The sequence below is a fragment of the Streptomyces sp. NPDC058000 genome (assembly GCF_042886435.1).
GTDB lineage: Bacteria > Actinomycetota > Actinomycetes > Streptomycetales > Streptomycetaceae > Streptomyces.
This window is the reverse complement of record NZ_JBHVQS010000034.1, coordinates 1-18,637: the sequence shown is the minus strand read 5'-3', so window position 1 is coordinate 18,637 and position 18,637 is coordinate 1. Positions and strand designations below refer to the sequence as shown.

Here is an 18,637-nt window from a genome sequence, read left to right as displayed (position 1 = left end):
GGGGGCGGGTCGCTGCTCACTCGTCCTCCAGGAGCGCGAGTTCGTCGGGTTGGAAGTAGAGGAACCGGCCCTGTTCGCGCCGGATGTCGGCGCCCGGGTCGCCGTCGACGGTCACCGCGAGGTGCACCCCGCCGTCCACGTCGTGCAGGACGGCCTCGATCTGTGCGGTGCGCCCGTGCAGGAAGAGGTCCTGGGCGTCGGTGCGGCGTCGGCCGGGGTTCAGCGCCACCCGGCTTCCGGCGCCGACCGAGCGGCCGTCGACGGTGATCCGGTCGGTCAGCGGGTCCACGTCGCGGTCACCGGCCGGGTCCCACCAGGGCGTGTCGGGACGGGTCGGTTGCGGGGCCGGGTCGGGTCCGGTGACCTCGCGCAGCGCCCGTACGGCACCGTGCAGCCGCTCCAGCACCTCGGGCGGCATCCCGTCGGCGAGGTCGATCACCTCGGCGGCCCGGGGGTCGGTGCCGCGGGCCTCGCGTTTCTCCTGGTCGGTGAGGGCCGCCGTGCGGAGGGCGAGGATCTCGTCGATCTCCAGGGCGTCGTAGAGCGCGCCGGGGCTCTCGGGGGCGATGGCCGGGTGGTCCTCCAGGATGATCGGGGCGGACAGCATCACCTGGGTACTCCCGGGCGGGCCGGCCAGCACCGGCCAGGTGTGTTCGTTGCGGCAGTCGGCGACCGCGCCCCGGGCCCATTCGGGCGGGTCGGTCTGGGAGTGGAACCGGCCGGCGCTCAGGCCGAGGAGGAGGTGTGCGGCGACCAGTGAGCGGGGCAGGGCCGCGTCCCGGTCGTCCGTCGCCGGGTCCGGGACCCAGTCGCCGGTGTTCTGCACCGTCGCGGTCAGCTTGACCACCGCGTACGGGCCGGCGATCTCCTCCGCGGTCAGCCGCAGCACCCCGTTGATCTCTTCGCGGCGGCGCACCAGCCGGCCGACGAGCTGGCCGTCGGCGTCATGTACCGGCTCGGTGTCCTCGCCCGGTGGCCAGGTCAACGGGACGGTGACGCCGTCCCCGGCGAGGTCGGCGACCGCCACGTCGAGCGGGCAGCGCTCCTCGATGCCCTCGTCCCACGGGACCAGCACCCGGTCGGGAAGTTCCAGTTCCGGTACGGTCACGAACTCCCCGTCGGGGCACCGGCGTTGGACGGTACGCCGCTGGGCGCGCAGAAACCTGAGCTCGACGCGGAGCCGGGCGCCGGCGCGGGGCTCCATGAGGCATTCGGTGCGCTGGTGGGAGGTTTCGGCCCGGTCGGCGCCCCAGCCGGGCGGTACGAGGACGCCGAACTGCCAGCGCAGCCGGTTCTTGGCGGCGGACGCCCGGTAGGGGTAGAGCACGTAGCCCTCGAAGAGCACGGCGTCCGCGACGTGCCGGGCGGCGGCGAACCGTTCCGCCAGGGGGTCCGTGGGCGCGGGGGTGGTCACGGTGCGGTCCTCTCGGTGACGGGGCGGGCGACGGCGGTGGGGAAGCCCGGGGATCCCGGTCCGGCGCCGTCCGCGGCGGCCAGCAGCGCCGCGACGGTGGCCTCCCAGGACGGCAGGGCGTGCCGGGACCGGAACGCCAGCAGCCCGTCCAGGCTCTCCCGCGGCAGCCGCAGCCAGCCGCAGCCGGGGAAGTGGGTGTCGGTCATCTCGCGCCACACGGCGGTCGGGAGCCGGCACTCGGCTTCCTTGTGCCAGGGCACCGGGGTGACCTGGAAGCCGCCCGGGCCGGCGAAGACGGTGCCGGAGAAGAGCAGCAGCAGCGGCACCTCGCCGTCGCGCAGGGCGTGGACGTAGCGGCCGGCGGCGACTTCCAGGTCGTAGCTGCACGGGACCGGCAGGTCCACCTCGGTCTCGCCGGTGAAGCCGGGGACGATCAGGGAGACCTGGGCGAACTGGAGGGGCTTGAGGGTGCTGCCCCAACGGGACCGCACCCCGAAGAGGTCGGCCAGCGCGGCGGCCTCTTCGGGGTCGTAGTCGCGCCGGGCCGGTTCGATGCGCAGTTGGCAGCGGAGTGCCAGGGCGTGCACCCGTGCCGCTCCGGCGGCGGTGATCCGCAGCCGGAAGAGGAGGGTCGGGGCGGCGGCGTAGCGGTCGGCGCGGACGCCGGTGCAGACGAAGGACAGCTCGGTCACGGCCGCTGGGCCTCCTCGCGCGGTTCCCGGGCCCGGCGGGCGATGTCGGCGAAGAAGTCCGCCAGGGCGGCGCGGGCCTCGGCGCCGCCGTCGAAGCCGCGCCACAACAGCCGCAGCCGGCCGGTGAGTTCGTAGGCGAGGTCGACCGGGATCAGGTGGCAGTCGGTGCGGCCGTCGCCGCGGTGCAGCAGCAGGGCCTCGACGTCCGGGGCGAGGAGGTCGGCCAGGCGGGTGGCGTCGCGGACGGCCTGCCAGGCGGCCGGGTCGAGTTCGCTCTCGGTGGCGCCGGCCGGGCTGGGGTAGAGCGCCACCACCCGGCCCAGGGCGGCGTTGTCCAGGAGGAAGGCGACGCCGACGGGGATCCGGAGCCGGTCCCAGACCGCGTCGTCGAGGTGGTGGCCGGGGTCGGTCAGGAAGCGGTCCGGGACGGTGCGGAACTGCCCGCCGCCGGCCCCGGGCCGCTCGAAGAGCAGCGCGCAGTGCGGGCAGGCGCAGGCCAGCGCGCGGTTCCGGGTGTCGACCAGGTGGCGGTGGCGGCCGCCGAGTTCGGTGCCGCACAGTTCGCAGCGTTCGGGCGGCGGGGGCGCGGGGGCCCGGAAGCGCCGCAGGCCGCGGTGGGCGGCGGCGGTCGACGGGGCGCTCACGACGCCGGGGCGGCGGTCGGCGGACGGCGGGAGATCTGGAGCAGGGGCAGCTCCGGAGCCGCGGTCCGGGTCTCCCACGCGACCGAGGTGACCTCCGGCGCGAAGCAGGACAGCGCGCCCTCGATCTCCGACCGGTCGGCCGCGCCGCCGCACCCGCAGCCGCCGGCGGCGCTCTCCGCCAGCCGCAGCGCCCCGGTCTCCGGGACGAACTCCGCGACCTCGACCGCGTCCTGGCTCCGTACGCTGGCCAGTGCCCGGTCGATGCGGGTGGCGGCGTCCTCCGGGTGCAGGTCGTGCAGCACCAGCAGGCCGCTGACCAGGGCGTCCCCCAGCAGGGCGGTCCGTGGCCCGTCCGCGCCGGTGCGCCGCTCGACCAGGTGCATGATGCGGGTCAGTCCGGCGCCGTAGAAGTCCATCAGGACGCGGACGAGTTCCTCGGCGGTCGCGGCCGTCGCGGCGTCACCGTGCTCGGTGAGCCGGGCCAGCAGTTCCTCGACCCGACGGCCGGTCAGTTCGGCGTCGGGGGCGGCGACGGGCGCGGTCATCCGGCGAGCCCGCTCAGCCCGGTGGGCACGTGCATGCTCTGCACGGTCCGGCCGTTGCCGACGTACATGTGGACGCCGCACGGCAGGCACGGGTCGAAGCTGCGCACCGCCCGCATGATGTCGATGCCCTTGAAGTTCTCCGGGGAGTTCTCCTCGAAGATCGGGGTGTTCTGCACCGCGTCCTCGTAGGGGCCCGGGGTGCCGTAGGAGTCGCGGGTGCTGGCGTTCCACGGAGTCGGCGGGTAGGGGTGGTAGTTGGCGATCTTCCCGTCGCGGATGACCATGTGGTGCGAGAGGACGCCGCGCACCGCCTCGGTGAAACCGCAGCCGATGGACTCGTCGGGGACCTCGAACTTCTCCCAGGTCTGGGTGCGTCCGGCGCGCACCTCCTGGAGCCCCTGTTCGGCGAAGTGCAGCGCCATGGCCGCCGCGTACGCCTGGAAGTAGGTGCGGGCGCGGTTGCGCTCCAGCGCGTTGCTCCACTTCGGGATCTTCCACTCGAAGCGGGTCTCGGGCCGGGTCATGCTGCGCGGCAGGTCGATGACGACGCTGTTGCCGGTGGCCTTGACGTACGGGGTGTCGACGAGCCCGGACAGCGCGGTGGACCACAGGCGGGCGATCGGGCCGCCGCCGGTGTCCAGCGCCAGGTGCTCCTTGCCGTCGAACCAGCGCGGCGACATCACCCAGCTGTACTTGTCGTTGAAGTCCCGCTTCTGCGGGGCGGGGATGGTGTGCTGGTTCCAGGGGTGGCGCGGGTCGATGGGGTTGCCGAGCGGGTCGTGGGTGACGAACTGCTCCTGGCCCTCCCAGTCTTGGTAGTAGGAGCTGCCGAGCAGGATGCGGATGCCGAGGTTGATCTCGGTGAGGTCGTTGGTGACCAGCTTCCCGTCGACGATGACGCCCGGGGTGACGAACATCTTGCGACCCCAGTCCGTCATGTTGCGGTAGGTGAAGTCGCAGTGCTCGGGGTCGTTGAGCGCGCCCCAACAGCCGAGCAGCACCCGCCGCCGGCCGACCTCCTCGTAGCCGGGCAGCGCCTCGTAGAAGAAGTCGAAAAGGTCGTCGTGGAGCGGCACCACGCGCTTCATGAATTCGACGTAGCGCATCAGCCGGCTGAGGTAGTCGGTGAAGAGCTGGACGCTGGCCAAGGTGCCGACGCCGCCCGGGTAGAGCGTGGAGGGGTGCACATGGCGGCCCTCCATCAGGCAGAACATCTCCCGGGTGTAGCGGCTGACCTGCAGCGCCTCGCGGTAGAACTCGCCCTCGATGGGGTTGAGGGAGGTCATGATGTCGGCGATGGTGCGGTAGCCGTGCTCGCCGGCGTGCGGGGCCTCGGTGCGCTGGGCGAGCTCCCAGACGCCCGGGTTGGTCTCCCGGACCATCTTCTCGCAGTAGTCGACCCCGACCAGGTTCTCCTGGAAGATGTTGTGGTCGAACATGTACTCCGCGGACTCGCCGAGGTTGATGATCCACTCGCCGAGGTGCGGGGGCTTGACGCCGTAGGCCATGTTCTGGGTGTAGACGGAACAGGTGGCGTGGTTGTCGCCGCAGATCCCGCAGATCCGGCTGGTGATGAAGTGCGCGTCGCGCGGGTCCTTACCGCGCATGAAGACGCTGTAGCCGCGGAAGACGGACGAGGTGCTGTAGCACTCGGCGACCCGCTTCTGCTTGAAGTCGATCTTGGTGTGGATGCCCAGGCTGCCCACGATCCGGGTGATCGGGTCCCAGGACATCTCCGTCAGACCGCTGCCGTCACCGGCCGTCTTGGTCTTCGGTGCCATTGTCTGTGCCATGCCCTTCTTCGCGTGCCGGGGTGGGGGTCTGACGGAGCCTCGGACAGGGGTGTGGTCACCAGGGGCGGCGGTAGCCGGTGGTCAACTTCTCGCCGCGGTGCCGCCACTTGGGTTCGTGGTCCACGGTCCGGGCCGTGATGCCGCGCAGTCGGCGGACGACGTTGCCGTAGGCGGAACTGGCGGTGCTGGAGAGCTTGGCGCCGGGCGGCTCGTCCATGAACGGCATGAACTTGTCGGGGAAGCCGGGCATGGTGCAGGCGATGCAGACCCCGCCGACGTTGGGGCAGCCGCCGATGCCGTCCATCCAGCCCCGCTTGGGCACATTGCATTTGACCACGGGACCCCAGCAACCGATCTTCACCAGACACTTGGGCGAGTCGTAGGTCGTGGCGAACTGGCCCTGCTCGTAGTACCCGGCCCGGTCGCAGCCCTCGTGCACGGTCTCGCCGAAGAGCCAGGTGGGCCGCAGCTGGTCGTCCAACGGGATCATCGGGGCCGCACCGGCCGCCTGGTAGAGCAGGTAGACCAGGGTCTCGGAGAAGTTGTCCGGCTTGATGGGGCAGCCCGGTACGCACACGATCGGGATACCGGCCTTGGACTTCCAGTCCCAGCCCAGGTAGTCGGGCACGCCCATGGCGCCGGTCGGGTTGCCGGCCATGGCGTGGATACCGCCGTAGGTGGCACAGGTGCCGATGGCGACGACGGCGAGCGCCTTGGGGGCCAGCCGGTCGATCCACTCACTGGTGGTGATCGGCTGCCCGGTCTCGGGGTCGTCGCCGAAGCCGCACCAGTAGCCCTCCGGCTTGATGGCCTCGTTGGGGACGGACCCCTCGACGACCAGCACGAACGGGTCGATCTCACCGCGTTCGCCCTTGAAGAACCACTCGATGAAGGTGTCGGCGCCCTGGGTGGGCCCGCTCTCGAAGTCGATCAACGGCCAGTGGACCTGGATCTTGGGCAGGCCCGGCAACACGCTGAGGGCGATCTCCTCGATGCTCGGCTGGGTCGCGGCGGTCAGCGCGACCGAGTCACCGTCGCAGCTCAGACCGGCGTTGATCCAGAGGATGTGGATCGGGGACTCGTCCTCGCCCTTCCGTGCGGACGGGGCGGTCGCGGGGGCAGGTGCGGCATCCATGGCGATGTGCCTCCTCGGGGAGGTGGGCAACGGAAGCGCTCGGCACGGCTTCCGTCCACCTTGGTAACACCGCCGGGGAGGCAGGGAGAGCCGACGAGGGCCGTTCCGGTGACGCACCAGCGCCGGAACGGCCCCACGGCCCGAGGAGGGACTGCCGTCAGGACGGCACTCCGGACTCCACCGTGGACACGGTGAAGGTGCCGCCGCACACCCGCAGCCCGCCGCTGCCGGTGGTCATGGACTCCTTGGAGCCGGGCGGGTAGACGAACACGATCTGCGAGTTCTTCCAGCAGGGGATGTCCGAGACGCCCTCGTTGACCGTGTGCAGCACGGCGTGCGCGCTCTGTCCGGGCTGGAGCCGCACGCTGCCACCGGCGCCGCCCTCGCGGGAGGCGGGCGTGCCGACCGCCGAGCCGTCGCGCTGGATCAGCGAAACGCCCGGGAAGCCGCGCAGCGAGCACGCCTTCTTGCCCTTGTTGGTGAAGACCAGCGGCACCCGGATGTTGCCCGCGCCGACGTCGGTGCGGCCCAGGCGCAGCGACATGTTCTCCGCGGTGCAGCGGTCCGAGGCCGTCATGGCCGAGGGGTTGGCCTGGCTGGCGTTGGGAACGCCGGCGGTGCCGGCGGAGGGCTTGGCCACGTTGGACGGCCGGGCCGAGTTCCGCGCGGACTGCGCACTGCCACCGCTCGACGGCGCGCCGTTCGCGCTGGAGGTGGCGGGCGCGGCGGCCGACGAGGACTGGGACGCGCTGTCCGTGCCGTTCTGGCAGGCGGAGAGCGTCAACGCGGTGACGGCGATCAGCGATCCGGCGGCGACACGGCGGCCGCGGCCGAGGGTCTTGATGGTGAGCGACATGAGTCCCCCTCGTCTGTTAGGTGGGTACCCTCGTAAAGGTGGGTGCGTACGGTCCGTCCGTTGCTCTTCCAGCGTGCTCCCGAGCACTGCCAGTCCGCTAACGAGGCACTAACACCCCACTAACGAGGCCGCGCGCCCGGTTCGACGCTGTCCCGGCGACCTGTGTGACCAGCCGGAACACCGGTGCGCCGCCCAGGCTCGCAGAAATATCCGCGGTTGCGGGCGCGGCACTACGAGGTTCGGCCGTTTCAGCCTTCCCGCCCACCGGCCCCGGAAGACTCCTTGTGCCCCGGGCGTCCCGTGCCACAGGCCCGTGCCCCTGGTAAGTGCGCAGGGCCGGGCCCCGGGCGTCAGCGCTGGTGGAGTCGCCGTGCGCCCGGGGCGGACCGGGGTCCGCACTCGACCGAAATCCCACCATAGGGTGTGGACGAGACGCTTCCCTTGACGCTGAGGTTGCACGGGGACGGCGCTTTCCGGCCACCGGCCGCCCGGCGGTGCCGCCGGGCGGCCTCGCGGGTCCGGTGGCGCTACTTCCGCGCCGCCCGGTTGACGGCCGCCAGCACGGCCCGCACCGACGGGACCAGCACGGAGGGGTCCTGGCTCGCGCCCCGGTAGACGCCCCGTCCGGTCTGGCAGCGGACGCGGAGGTGGCCGGGGCTGGTGACGGTCGAGAGCCGTGGCGGTCGGGCTTGGGGGCGGTCAGGCCACCGGCGGGAAGGCGGCAGTGGCGCCTTGGCGGCGGGAAGCCGACAACGCGGGGCGCGCCCTCAACGCTCCCCCGCCCCGCCCGGCTGCACCAGGTCGAGATCCAGCCGCTCGTCCGTGCCCCCCGCCAGGGATATCGGCGCCGCGTGCGGCGGATATCCGGCTGCCGAGAGCGTGTAGTGACGGCCCTTCAGATCCGCGAACGCATAGGCACCGTCCGGCCCGGTGACTGTGTGACCGGCCACCGTCCCGTTCTCCAGCAGGGTCACGGCGGCATCGGCCAACGGCTGCCCGGCCGGCCCGCGGACCGTGCCGCGCACCGTGGCGGTGAGCCGCAACCGAACGTCCTGGCCGGCCGGCCCACCCCCCGCATCCGCTCCGACGCCACCGGTCAACTGCACGGCGAGCGCCTCCGGTTGGTGCCCCGCTGCACTGAGGACGAGCGTGTAGTCACCGTCCGGCAACTGGCCGACCTCCCAGCGCCCGTCGGCACCGCTCGACGTGCGGGTCACCACATCGCCCCGGCCGTCGGTGATCACCACGCTCGCACCGGCCAGCGCGGTCCCGTCCGGACCGCCGCGCAGGATGCCGTGGAGCCGGCTGCCGGTGGAGGTCAGGACCAGCTCCACCTCGGCCACCGTGCCCTCGCCGTAGTGCGTGGCCGAGACGGCCTGCGGGATGTGGCCCGGGGCGGCGCCGGTGAGGACGTAGGTGCCCGCGGCCGGGGCGGCGAGCGCGTAACTCCCGTCGGGCGCGGCCGTGGTGACCCCGGCCTGCTGCCCGTGCCGGTCGATCAACGTGACGGTGGCACCCGGAACCGGCCCACCGGCGGTGTCGACGACCTGCCCCCGGAACCCGGCAGCACCCCCGTCGACCACACCCACCACATCGACGGAGTCGACGGAATCGACAAGACCAACTGAACTGACCTCACCGGCCGCACCGGCCGAGGCCCCGGACGCAGTCGGCTTCCCGGCCAGGGTCGAGCCGCCGTCCTCAATCGAACCGTCCGCCTCTGCGTCACGTTCCTCCGCACTCTGCGCCACCAACGTCTCCCGCGCCCCGGCCGCCTTCCGCTGGGACGGCAGGAAGGCCGCCACCAGCAGGCCGAGGGCGACCGCGGCGGTGGCGATCAGGAACGAGACCCGGAACCCGGCCATCGTGGGCACCGCAACCGGCCCCAGCGGCTCGGACATATGGGCCAGCACCATGCCGATCACGGCGCTGGACACGGAGGTGCCGATCGAACGCATCAGGGTGTTCAGACCGTTGGCCGCGCCGGTCTCGGACGGGTCGACGGCCCCGACGATCAGCGCCGGGAGGGAGGAGTACGCCAGGCCGATGCCGGCGCCGACCACCACCGCGACAATGATGGTCTGCCAGGGGGCCTGCATCAGGCCGATCCCACTGCCGTAGCCGATGCCGATGATCAGCATGCCGAGCAGCAGCGAGATCTTGGGGCCGCGCCGGGCGGCGATCCGGGCGTACACCGGTGCCACGAACATCATCGTCAGCCCCAGCGGCGCCACGCACAGCCCGGCTACCACCATCGACTGGCCGAGGCCGTAGCCGGTCGACTTGGGGAGTTGGAGCAGCTGGGGCAGCACCAGCGAGATGGCGTAGAACGCCACCCCGACCGTGATGGAGGCGAGGTTGGTGAGCAGCACCTCGCGCCGGGCGCTGGTGCGCAGATCGACCAGTGGGTCGGAGATCCGCAGCTCCATCACGCCCCACAGCGCCAGGATCAGCGCCGCGGCCCCGAACAGGCCGAGGGTGGTGGGTGATCCCCAACCCCAGTCGCTGCCCTTGGTGATCGGCAGCAGCAGGGTGACGAGGCCGACGGACAGGCCGAGGGCGCCGGCGACGTCGAAGCGGCCGGGCGCCCGCACCGAGCTCTCCGGGACGGCGAACAGGGTGAGCAGCATCGAGAGCACACCGAGTCCGGCGGCGGCGAAGAACAGCGTGTGCCAGTCGGCGTGCTGGGCCACCAAGGCCGCGGCGGGCAGCGCGAGCCCGCCGCCGACGCCGATCGAGGAGCTCATCAGGGCCATGGCCGAGCCGAGCCGCTCCCGGGGGAGTTCGTCGCGCATCAGGCCGATGCCGAGGGGTATCGCGCCCATCGCGAAGCCCTGGAGCGCCCGGCCGACGATCATGATGATCAACTGGCTGGTGAATCCGCAGATCAGCGAGCCGATGACCATGATCGCGAGGCTCGCCAGCAGCATCCGCCGCTTGCCGTAGAGATCGCCGAGGCGGCCCATGATGGGCGTGGCGACGGCGCCGGCGAGGAGGGTGGCCGTCATGACCCAGGTGGCATTGCTGGGCGCGGTGCCGAGCAGCGTCGGCAGGTCCTTGATGACCGGCACGAGCAGCGTCTGCATCACCGCGACGACGATGCCGGCGAAGGCGAGGACGGGGACGATGCCGGCGCGCGCTCTGCGGTGTCCACCCTCTGGGGGCGGGGGCAGCGGCAGCGCGGCGGCGGAGTCCGCCGTCCTCGCGGGGTGCTGGTCCGTCGTCGTCCGGGTCATGCGGGCGGCCTCCAGGGCGGCAGGAGTGAGCGAAAGGGTGCGCCGTGCGCGACGGTGCGCGGTGCGCGGGCAGGGGGAACACCCCCTGGTACGTGCATGACGAACATTTCAATTCGGGGGGCTATTCCAAGCCACGCGGTCCCGTCTCACACCACGGTCGGTGATCTCCATCACGCCCGCCGCGCGCAGCCACTGCCCGCGCCAACTTCCGTGCGCCGCACGGCCGATCGCCCCCTCCGGCCACCGGGCCCACCCGGCCCGTCCAGGCGCCGATCCACGCCCGGGCCCGTCCGTCACCCCGTTCATCCGCCCACCCCCGACTCCGTTCCGGACACTGGATCCAGTGAACCGCACGCCACTGACAATCAGTCGGACGAAGGATCAAGAGGGGGTCAAGGGTGGAGTGCGCGCACCACGGTCGCGCTGGGACGGAACCGACTTACCGGTACACCGGGGGAACTTCCCTCCACCGGGCAACTTCCCCGCACCGGAGGACTTCCCCGCCGGAGCCCGCTCGTTCGACGAGCCCGGAACACCGCGCCTCGGCAGTCCCGCTACGGAGCCGCGTCCAGCAGGGCCGCGCCGGCCTCCGCCGCGTCCTCCCCGCCGTCCGCATCCTCCCCATCCGCCTGACTGCGGAGTTCCGCGTCCAGCTGCGCGCCCCGTTCCGGGTCGAGTTTGAGCTTGGCGAGTATGGCGGGCACGGCGATGGTGGGCAGGGTGTGCTCGAAGAAGACGGTGAGCCGGTGGCTGAGGTCACCCTGATCGGAGAACGCCTTCGACATCATCTGGAGTCCGGCGAAGGCACCGACGAACAGCTCGGCGGTGTCCCGTACGTTGACGCTCTCCATGACCTCGCCGCGCGCCTTGGCCTCCTTGAGCAGGCCCTCGACGAACGAGGACCACGCCGACATCGACTGCTTGCGGTCGAGGTGGTTCGAGCCCTGCTCGATGGCGAGACGGGCGGCGCCGCGCTGGATCGCGTCGTGCCGGAGCCGGTACGCGAGGATCTGACCGGCGTCCACGAACTCCTGCAGCTTGATCTGCTGCGGCCGCACGGCGATGTCCAGCACCTGCTCGTGCAGTACCGCGAGCGCGAGGTCCTCTTTGGAGGGGAAGTGGAAATACAAGGCGCCCTTCGTCACGCCAGCGCGCGCGAGGATCTCCGCGATGGTCGCGCGGTCGAAGCCGAGCTCGTCGAAGACCGACGCGGCGGCTTCCAAGATCACTCGCCGAGTCCTGATCGCGCGATCCTGACGTGCCACAGAACGCCTCCTGTCCCTCAAAGGGTTGAGTCTCTCAGTAATTCGCTATGACCCAAGTCTCCTCCAGATCGGCGACTGCTCTCCACGCCTCGGCACCGGCATTGAAAAGAAAACCGGATGGTACGTATCTTAACCGTTGTCCGGAACTCTTCCGCATTGATGCCTAGGGGCGGTCATGAGCGACACGTTGCAGGTCAGCGGCACAATTCGGCCCACGACCCGACGTCAGACGCAGCCGGTTTGGAATCGACCCGCCACGGCCCGCCCTGGGCACGGCGAGGAAGTCTCCGTCCCCGGCACGTTCGTGCACCGCCCGCGCGCACAGGACGTGCTCATCACGTCCTGGCAGCGGCTCGACGACAGCCACTTCTCCGTCACCGCGCTATGGCCCCATGACCACCCGTACTTCGTGCGGAGCCACGGCCGACACCACGTCATGCTCACCGGCGAGACCATCCGCCAGGCGGGACTGCTGCTGTCGCACGCCGAACTCGGCGTTCCGCTCGGCCACCACTTCGTCCTCGGCGACCTCGTCTACACGACGGACCCCGAACACCACGCCACCAGCGGCGCGCCGACCCGGCTGACCATCGACGTCACCTGCAGCCGCACCCGTATGCGGGCGGGTGCGCTGGCCAGCAGCCGGTTCGACATGACGCTCCGCGCGGGCGGCCGCATCGTCGCCACGGGGCACTCCAGCGTGAGCGTCACCTCACCCGCCGTATACCGCCGGATCCGGGGCGAGCGGCTGGCGGCCCGACGACCGGCGGGCCCGCTCGGCACGCCGGTCGAGCCGGAGTTGACCGGCAGTGCCGCCGACCGCGATGTGCTGCTCTCCCCCACCGGGCGTCCGGGCCAGTGGCTGTTGCGGATCTCGCCCGGCCACGCCACGGTCGTCAACCCCGAGAACGATCACGTACCGGGCCTGTCGCTGCTGGACGCGGCTCAGCAGGCCGCCCGCGCACTGATCGCACCCGTCCGCTTCGTCCCGTACGCCTTCGGCACGGAGTTCCGCCGCTACGCGGAGCACGGCACCCCGTGCCTGATCGCGGCGCGCCGGGTCCCGCCCGCGATCCCCGGCACCACCACGGTCGAGGTCACCGGCTCCCAGCACGGCAAACCTGTCTTCGTCTCGGCCCTGACCGCCCTGGACACACACCACTCCCCGCTATGAGCCCGCGCGGCTCATCCTCACGAGCCCGTGCGGCTCGTGTTCCGTGCGGGCGCACGACGAGCCGGAAGGCCGGACGGCCGTACGGCGGGCCGACTGACGCGTCGGCCGACCCGCCGCGCCCCACGACATCCCCGGTCACGGCGGCGAAAAATGACCGCCATGAGTACTACGGAAGGCCGAAAACCACCATGGGTGACCTCAACGGAAAGACCGCGCTGGTAACGGGATCGAGCCGAGGAATCGGCCGGGGCATCGCGCAGCGCCTCGCCCAGGACGGTGCGCTGGTCGCCGTCCACTACGGAAGCAACGACAGCGCGGCCAAGGAGACCGTCGAGAGCATCCGGGACGCCGGCGGCCGGGCGTTCCCGATCGCCGCGGAGCTGGGTGTCCCGGGCGACGCCGAGGCGCTGTTCACCGCCTTCGACGCCGAACTGGCCGCGGCCGGCGCGGAACCGGGCCTGGACGTCCTCGTCAACAACGCCGCGATCAGCCTGCCGGGGCACATCGACGACGTGACGCCGGAGGAGTTCGACCGGACCATCGCGGTCAACACCAAGGCCCCGTTCTTCATCATCCAGCACGGTCTGCGGCGGATGCGCGACGGTGGGCGGATCGTCAACGTCTCATCTGCGGTGACGACCACGGCCTTCCCCTCGACGATCGCCTACGGGGTCTCCAAGGGTGCGATCGACACGCTCACCCGCACGCTCGCCAAGGACGTCGGCGGGCGCGGGATCACGGTGAACACCGTGGCGCCCGGATTCATAGAAACCGACATGAACGCCGCCATGCGGGCAACTCCCGAAGCACATGCGGCACTTGCGGCCATCTCGGTGTTCAACCGGCTCGGCCGCCCCGCGGACGTCGCGGACGTGGTCGCCTTCCTGGCCTCCGACGACTCCCGCTGGATCACCGGCCAGCGCATCGACGTCACCGGCGGGTCGATGCTCTGACGGTCGCGTCCGGGCGCTCCGACCCCCGTCCGGAGCGCCCGGGCCGCGCCCCGCCGTCTCAGGCGGCGCCCGAGCGCACCCCCTCCAACCCCAACAACAGCCGCTTCCGCTCCAGGCCGCCCGCGTAGCCGGTGAGCGAGCCGTCGGCGCCGATGACGCGGTGACAGGGCCGGACGACCAGGAGGGGGTTGGCGCCGATCGCCGTCCCGATGGCGCGGACGGCGCCGCGCGGTGCGCCGATGGCGGCGGCGATCGCCCCGTAGGTGGTGGTCGTGCCGTACGGGATGGCCTCCAGCGCCGCCCAGACGCGTTGTTGGAAGTCGGTGCCGCGGGGGACGGCTGCGAAGGTGAACGGGTCCGGCACGCCGTCGAAGTAGCCGCGGAGCTGGCGGGCGATCTCGGCGAACGCGGCCGGATCGTGCGTCCAGCCCTCCTGGACGACCGTCCCGCGCTTCTGGCCCGGTACGGAGAGCGAGGCCAGCGCGGTGCCGCCGGGCGCGGTGGCCGATCGCTCGCCCACCAGCAGGAGTTCGCCCAGGGGGCTGTCGAGGGTGGCGTACAGGGTCATGCGTCGATCCGTTCTGTCGGGTTCCGGTGCCGTGCGGCGGAGGCGGTGGGGGCGGCGGAGTCGGCGGCCCAGAGGTAGTGGGTCGCGTAGGAGCGCCACGGGCTCCAGAGGGCCGGGGCGGTGCCCGAGGGCGGTTCGCCCAGGAGGACGTCGGGGTCGCCCAGGGCCCGCATGCGGAGGTAGCCGGCGGTCCACGGGCCGATGCCGGGGAGTGCGCGCAGCGCGCGTTCGGCCCGGTCGCGGTCGGTCCCGGCGTCCAGGACGACGTCCCGGGTGGTGAGCGCGGCGGCGAGGGCGCGCAGCGCGGCGGCCCGCGACGGGGGCAGGTCGAGCCCGGTGAGCGGCGCCCGGGCCAGCTCCGCGGCCCGCGGGAAGAGGTGGGTGAGGGTGCCGGCGGGCCGCGGCAGCGGCTCCCCGTGCGCGGCGACCAGGCGTGCGCCCAGGGCCCGGCCGGCGGCGGTCCCGGTCCGCCGGCCGAGGACTGCGCGCACCGCGAGCTCGTCCGGGTCCACCGTGCCCGGGGACCGCAGTCCCGGGCACCGGGCGACCAGCGGGGCCAGCACGGGGTCCGCGCCGAGTCGTTCACCGACCGCGTACGGGTCGGCGTCGAGGTCGAACAGGCGGCGGATACGTTGGGCCGCGGTGGTGAGGTCGCGCAGTTCGGTGAGGTGCAGCCGGCAGTCCAGCCAGCCGTCGCCGACGACCTCGTCGACCTCCGCGATGCCGGTGCCGTTGGGCAGCCGCAGGGTCCGCCGGTACGTGCGGCGGCCGGGTGCCCCGGTGACCTCCTCGATCCCGTCGAACGCCCGCTGTTCCAGGTAGTCGAAGACCTGCCGCGCCGCGTACGGGCCGCGGAACGCCAGCCGCAGCGGCAGCACACCGGGCGTGCCGGACGGGGTCGCCGGACCGGAGCGGGCGCCGGGGCGGACCGCCCGCAGCCCGCTCGGGGTGAGGGCGTAGATCTCCTTGATGGTGTCGTTGAACTGCCGGACGCTGGCGAATCCGGCGGCGAAGGCGATCTCGGCGACCGGCAGGCCGGTGGTCTGGAGCAGCACCCGCGCGGTGTGTGCGCGCTGCGCCCGGGCGAGTGCGGTGGGCCCGGCGCCGAGTTCGGCGGTCAGCTGTCGTTGCACCTGCCGGGCGCTGTAGCCGAGCCGGGACGCCAGTCCGGCCACGCCTTCCCGGTCGACCACACCGTCGCCGATCAGGCGCACCGCCCGCCCCACGACGTCTGCCCGGGCGTTCCACTCGGCCGAGCCGGGCACCGCGTCGGGACGGCACCGCCGGCAGGCGCGGTATCCGGAGCCCTGGGCGGCCGCGGCGGTCGGGAAGAAGGTGACGTTGCGCCGCCGCGGGGTCGTGGCGGGGCAGCTGGGCCGGCAGTAGATCCCGGTCGTCGACACCGCGAAGAAGAACGCCCCGTCGAACCTGGCGTCCCGGCTCCGCACCGCCTCGTACCTGCTGTCCTCGCTCATCACACCCCCACTGTGCGCCATCCCGCGCCGGCGCTCTGGCGGAAATCGGACACGGCGTTCGGCGGTGCCGTCAGCCCGTGGGCAGCTCCGGGGGCCGGGTGCCCGGCGTGAGGCCGGCCAGGGCGGCCGTCCGGAGGGCCGCATCGAGGGCGAACGGGTGCGTACGGCCGGGGTCCGCGCAGTGCAGGACGGGTCGGAGCAGCTCCGCGTCGAGGGCGGCGCGGCGTGCGGCGGCAAGGAGCGCGTCGGCGTGGGCCTGCGCCGCGTCGAGGTCACCGACGCCGTGGTACGCGTCGAAGAGCGGGCAGTCGAAGCCGCTGTACGGGGCGCTGACGAGGCGGCTGCCGTCGTCGTGGGAGTCGTCGGTGGGGACGGCGTGCCAGCCGCTGTCCGGGTCCACCCAGGAGAAGAAGCCGATGGGTGCCTGCTTCAGGACGGCGGACCGCAACCGGTCGTCGGGCGTGCCCTCCCAGGCGTCGCGGAGCCAGTCAGGGCCGGTGGCGAGGGCCTGCGGCAGGTCGTCGTAGAGGTCCCCGGGCAGATCGTGGTCCTTGCCCATGACGACGGCCCGGCCGTCACCGAACGGGATCAGCTGCCACCAGTTGCTACTGCCGTCGTCATGGCTGAGGCCGTCGTCGCCGACCCAGTAGCCGGTGTCGTGCCCGGCCGTCTGGATGACCGCCATGACCGCGCCTTCCAGCCACAGCTCCGCCAGATCCCACATTCCGGGTCCCCCTCGTACGCGTTCCCTTGAGTCGGCGCGGCCGTCGGACAGGACGGCGGCACCGCGCGATGACGGTGCGGGCGGCGTGGTGGCGTGCGCCGGGCCGACCGCACGGCGGAACGGTATCGCTCGGGTACTGGGCGGGGGCCGGGCAGGGGGCCGGGCCCCTCACGCCGACGGCATCGGCCAGTCGTTAAGGGAGCCGCCGCGCCACTCGACCAGGCGGGGGTCGTCCAGGGCGATGTCCTCGACCGGGTTGGCGACGCCCGCGCGGCGGAGGAACTCGGCCACGTCCCCGCGGCCATGGGCCAAGCCGACGATCTGCCCGTGCACGGTCACCCGGCGTCCACCGGAGGGCGTCGGTGGGTGCACGATGACAGGCGGATGCTCGGACATGCCTCCAGCGTGCGCCGGGCTCCGCACGCTCGCACCTCGGCGGTGGGATCTCACCCGGACGGAAGGGATCCCGGCCGGGCGGGGAGGCCGGCGCCGGTGCGGGGTGGTTTCCGGGCCGGCCAGGAAGGGCGGGCGCGGACCTGAATCGAGAGCGAGAGCACGAGGGTGCCAGTGAACAACCCCATGGAGTCCGCCGAGTTCTCCCGGGACCCGTATCCGCTGCTCGCCGCGCTCCGGGCGCGCGGCCCGGTGCAGCGGGTGCGGACCGGCAAGGACCGTACGACCTGGGTGGTGACCGGCTGGGCGGAGGCGCGGGCGGCGATGGCCGACGGGCGGCTGTCGAAGGACACCGCGCGGTATTTCGCGGACCGGCCGTCCGGGCGCGATCTGGCGCCCGCCGTCAGTCGGAGCATGCTGGCCACCGATCCACCGGACCACGGCCGGCTGCGGAAACTGGCCATGACGGCGTTCACTCCGGCGGCGGTGGGCCGACTGGCGCCCCGGGTCCGGGAGATCGCGGAGGGGCTGGCCGCGGCGCTGGGCCGGGCCGGGGAGGCGGCCGACGGCGGGCCGGTCGATCTGGTCGAGGGCTTCGCGGCACCGCTGCCGATCGCGGTGATCTGCGAGCTGCTGGCGGTGCCGGAGGCGGACCGGGATGCGGTGCGCCGGTGGTCCGACGACCTGTTCGCGGCGGCGGATCCGGACACCGCGGACCGGGCCTCGCACGCGCTGGCCGGGTATGTGACGGAGCTGATCGCGGCGCGGCGCGCGGCGCCCGGGGACGACGTGCTGAGCGCTCTGATCGCCGCCCGGGATGCCGGCGACCGGCTGACCGAGCCCGAACTCGTCTCGCTGGCCGTGCTGTTGGTGGTCGCCGGGCACGAGACCACGGCCAATCTGATCGGCAACGGGCTGCTGGCCCTGCTCCGCGACGACGCGCTGCGCGCCCGCCTGCGGGACGATCCGGGGCTGCTGCCCGCCGCGGTGGAGGAGTTCCTGCGGTACGAGGCGCCCGTGACGCTGGCGACCTTCCGTTACGCCACGAAGGAGTTCGACCTCGGCGGCGTCCGCATCGGGGCGGGGGACGTGGTCCTCGTCTCCCCCGGTGGCGCCAACCGCGATCCGGCGCGGTTCGACGAGCCGGACACGGTGCGGCTGGAGCGGGCGGTCCCGAGCGGGCATCTGTCGTTCGGGCACGGTCCGCACCACTGCCTGGGTGCGGCGCTGGCCCGCACCGAGGCCCGGATCGCGTTCGAGGTGCTGCTCGCCCGCTTCCCCGGACTGCGGCTGGCGGCGGACGCTCGCCATGACGCCGCCGGCCCCGACAGCCCCGACGGTGTCACGTGGCGACGGACGCGGCTGATGCGTGGACCGGCTCAACTCCCCGTCGTCCTGGGGCCGCTGCGGGCGGCACCGGTGGTGCGGACGTGACGTTCCCCCCTCGAATTCGCGTGCAGCACGCTCGGAACTGACCGGCCTGGCCGCCAGCCCCGAGCGGTTCACCGCCCCTTCAGGGGATGCGCGCGGGACGCGTACGGGACGTGTACCGGACGCGTCCGGGACATGGGCTGGCCGCGTGCGAGGCGCGGCCGGAAACAGCGCACCGGCGCCGCGGCCGCAGTGCGGCGGCCACGGCGCCGGTTGTCCGGTGCCGGTCGCGGTACGGAACCGCTGACCGGGTCTCAGTCCTTGAGGTCGTATCCGGAGAGGCGTTCGACGCCGCGGAGGAGGGCGGAGTGGTCCAGGCCGCCGTCGCCCTGGGCGCGC

The 18,637-nt window shown here is 72.8% G+C and carries 16 protein-coding genes; 3 read left to right on the top strand and 13 right to left on the bottom strand.

Annotated elements, in window-relative coordinates; translation table 11 throughout:
• Window positions 1-16: 16 nt before the first annotated feature.
• The 9 genes from ACFVT2_RS27480 to ACFVT2_RS27440 form a co-directional block, all read right to left on the bottom strand.
• Window positions 17-1,414, bottom strand: a complete 1,398-nt coding sequence (locus ACFVT2_RS27480; RefSeq protein ID WP_390022153.1) for a hypothetical protein — start codon at window positions 1,412-1,414, stop codon at window positions 17-19.
• Entirely contained in the window at window positions 1,411-2,106 is a 696-nt protein-coding gene (locus ACFVT2_RS27475) for a DUF6084 family protein (protein ID WP_390022151.1), read from the bottom strand. Before ACFVT2_RS27475 ends, ACFVT2_RS27480 begins: the two co-directional genes overlap by 4 nt.
• On the bottom strand, window positions 2,103-2,750 hold the full coding sequence (locus ACFVT2_RS27470; RefSeq protein WP_390022150.1) for a DUF5947 family protein: 648 nt from the start codon (window positions 2,748-2,750) through the stop codon (window positions 2,103-2,105). The genes ACFVT2_RS27475 and ACFVT2_RS27470 overlap by 4 nt, the downstream gene beginning before the upstream one ends.
• A complete protein-coding gene (locus ACFVT2_RS27465) occupies window positions 2,747-3,295 on the bottom strand; it encodes a hypothetical protein (RefSeq protein WP_390022149.1) in 549 nt (182 codons plus the stop codon). The genes ACFVT2_RS27470 and ACFVT2_RS27465 overlap by 4 nt, the downstream gene beginning before the upstream one ends.
• On the bottom strand, window positions 3,292-5,076 hold the full coding sequence (locus ACFVT2_RS27460) for a nickel-dependent hydrogenase large subunit (protein WP_390022240.1): 1,785 nt from the start codon (window positions 5,074-5,076) through the stop codon (window positions 3,292-3,294). Before ACFVT2_RS27460 ends, ACFVT2_RS27465 begins: the two co-directional genes overlap by 4 nt.
• A gap of 67 nt (window positions 5,077-5,143) precedes the next feature.
• Window positions 5,144-6,223 (bottom strand): hydrogenase expression protein HypE, encoded by a 1,080-nt coding sequence (locus tag ACFVT2_RS27455; protein ID WP_390022147.1) that lies wholly within the window; start codon window positions 6,221-6,223, stop codon window positions 5,144-5,146.
• Between the two features lie 157 nt (window positions 6,224-6,380).
• A complete protein-coding gene (locus ACFVT2_RS27450) occupies window positions 6,381-7,079 on the bottom strand; it encodes a DUF4232 domain-containing protein (RefSeq protein WP_390022146.1) in 699 nt (232 codons plus the stop codon).
• A 767-nt stretch (window positions 7,080-7,846) separates the two neighbouring features.
• The gene (locus ACFVT2_RS27445; protein WP_390022144.1) at window positions 7,847-10,315 is read right to left on the bottom strand and encodes an MFS transporter; all 2,469 of its coding nucleotides are present in this window, start codon (window positions 10,313-10,315) and stop codon (window positions 7,847-7,849) included.
• A gap of 554 nt (window positions 10,316-10,869) precedes the next feature.
• Complete coding sequence (locus tag ACFVT2_RS27440; RefSeq protein ID WP_390022143.1) at window positions 10,870-11,580, bottom strand: ScbR family autoregulator-binding transcription factor; 711 nt, start codon at window positions 11,578-11,580, stop codon at window positions 10,870-10,872.
• Window positions 11,581-11,755: 175 nt separating this feature from the next.
• Between ACFVT2_RS27440 and ACFVT2_RS27435 the strand changes: the two genes are divergently transcribed.
• Together ACFVT2_RS27435 and ACFVT2_RS27430 are read left to right on the top strand one after the other, a co-directional pair.
• Complete coding sequence (locus tag ACFVT2_RS27435) at window positions 11,756-12,754, top strand: ScbA/BarX family gamma-butyrolactone biosynthesis protein (RefSeq protein ID WP_390022141.1); 999 nt, start codon at window positions 11,756-11,758, stop codon at window positions 12,752-12,754.
• 188 nt (window positions 12,755-12,942) lie between these two features.
• Window positions 12,943-13,707, top strand: a complete 765-nt coding sequence (locus ACFVT2_RS27430; protein WP_390022140.1) for an SDR family oxidoreductase — start codon at window positions 12,943-12,945, stop codon at window positions 13,705-13,707.
• A 58-nt stretch (window positions 13,708-13,765) separates the two neighbouring features.
• Here ACFVT2_RS27430 and ACFVT2_RS27425 read toward each other — a convergent pair whose 3' ends face one another.
• The 4 genes from ACFVT2_RS27425 to ACFVT2_RS27410 form a co-directional block, all read right to left on the bottom strand.
• Entirely contained in the window at window positions 13,766-14,275 is a 510-nt protein-coding gene (locus ACFVT2_RS27425; protein ID WP_390022139.1) for a methylated-DNA--[protein]-cysteine S-methyltransferase, read from the bottom strand.
• The gene (locus tag ACFVT2_RS27420; RefSeq protein ID WP_390022138.1) at window positions 14,272-15,750 is read right to left on the bottom strand and encodes an AlkA N-terminal domain-containing protein; all 1,479 of its coding nucleotides are present in this window, start codon (window positions 15,748-15,750) and stop codon (window positions 14,272-14,274) included. Before ACFVT2_RS27420 ends, ACFVT2_RS27425 begins: the two co-directional genes overlap by 4 nt.
• Window positions 15,751-15,820: 70 nt before the next feature.
• Window positions 15,821-16,474 (bottom strand): hypothetical protein, encoded by a 654-nt coding sequence (locus tag ACFVT2_RS27415; protein WP_390022137.1) that lies wholly within the window; start codon window positions 16,472-16,474, stop codon window positions 15,821-15,823.
• A 168-nt stretch (window positions 16,475-16,642) separates the two neighbouring features.
• Complete coding sequence (locus ACFVT2_RS27410) at window positions 16,643-16,870, bottom strand: hypothetical protein (protein WP_390022136.1); 228 nt, start codon at window positions 16,868-16,870, stop codon at window positions 16,643-16,645.
• A 171-nt stretch (window positions 16,871-17,041) separates the two neighbouring features.
• Between ACFVT2_RS27410 and ACFVT2_RS27405 the strand changes: the two genes are divergently transcribed.
• Entirely contained in the window at window positions 17,042-18,301 is a 1,260-nt protein-coding gene (locus ACFVT2_RS27405) for a cytochrome P450 (protein ID WP_390022135.1), read from the top strand.
• Window positions 18,302-18,637 lie beyond the last annotated feature (336 nt).

Excerpts from the sequence above, each read along its gene's own strand:
- ACFVT2_RS27435 (WP_390022141.1), top strand. The coding sequence starts at position 11,756 with ATGAGCGACACGTTGCAGGTCAGCGGCACAATTCGGCCCACGACCCGA.
- ACFVT2_RS27420 (WP_390022138.1), bottom strand. The coding sequence starts at position 15,750 with ATGAGCGAGGACAGCAGGTACGAGGCGGTGCGGAGCCGGGACGCCAGG.
- ACFVT2_RS27445 (WP_390022144.1), bottom strand. The coding sequence starts at position 10,315 with ATGACCCGGACGACGACGGACCAGCACCCCGCGAGGACGGCGGACTCC.
- ACFVT2_RS27425 (WP_390022139.1), bottom strand. The coding sequence starts at position 14,275 with ATGACCCTGTACGCCACCCTCGACAGCCCCCTGGGCGAACTCCTGCTG.
- ACFVT2_RS27460 (WP_390022240.1), bottom strand. The coding sequence starts at position 5,076 with ATGGCACCGAAGACCAAGACGGCCGGTGACGGCAGCGGTCTGACGGAG.
- ACFVT2_RS27450 (WP_390022146.1), bottom strand. The coding sequence starts at position 7,079 with ATGTCGCTCACCATCAAGACCCTCGGCCGCGGCCGCCGTGTCGCCGCC.
- ACFVT2_RS27430 (WP_390022140.1), top strand. The coding sequence starts at position 12,943 with ATGGGTGACCTCAACGGAAAGACCGCGCTGGTAACGGGATCGAGCCGA.
- ACFVT2_RS27410 (WP_390022136.1), bottom strand. The coding sequence starts at position 16,870 with ATGTCCGAGCATCCGCCTGTCATCGTGCACCCACCGACGCCCTCCGGT.
- ACFVT2_RS27465 (WP_390022149.1), bottom strand. The coding sequence starts at position 3,295 with ATGACCGCGCCCGTCGCCGCCCCCGACGCCGAACTGACCGGCCGTCGG.
- ACFVT2_RS27455 (WP_390022147.1), bottom strand. The coding sequence starts at position 6,223 with ATGGATGCCGCACCTGCCCCCGCGACCGCCCCGTCCGCACGGAAGGGC.
- ACFVT2_RS27415 (WP_390022137.1), bottom strand. The coding sequence starts at position 16,474 with ATGTGGGATCTGGCGGAGCTGTGGCTGGAAGGCGCGGTCATGGCGGTC.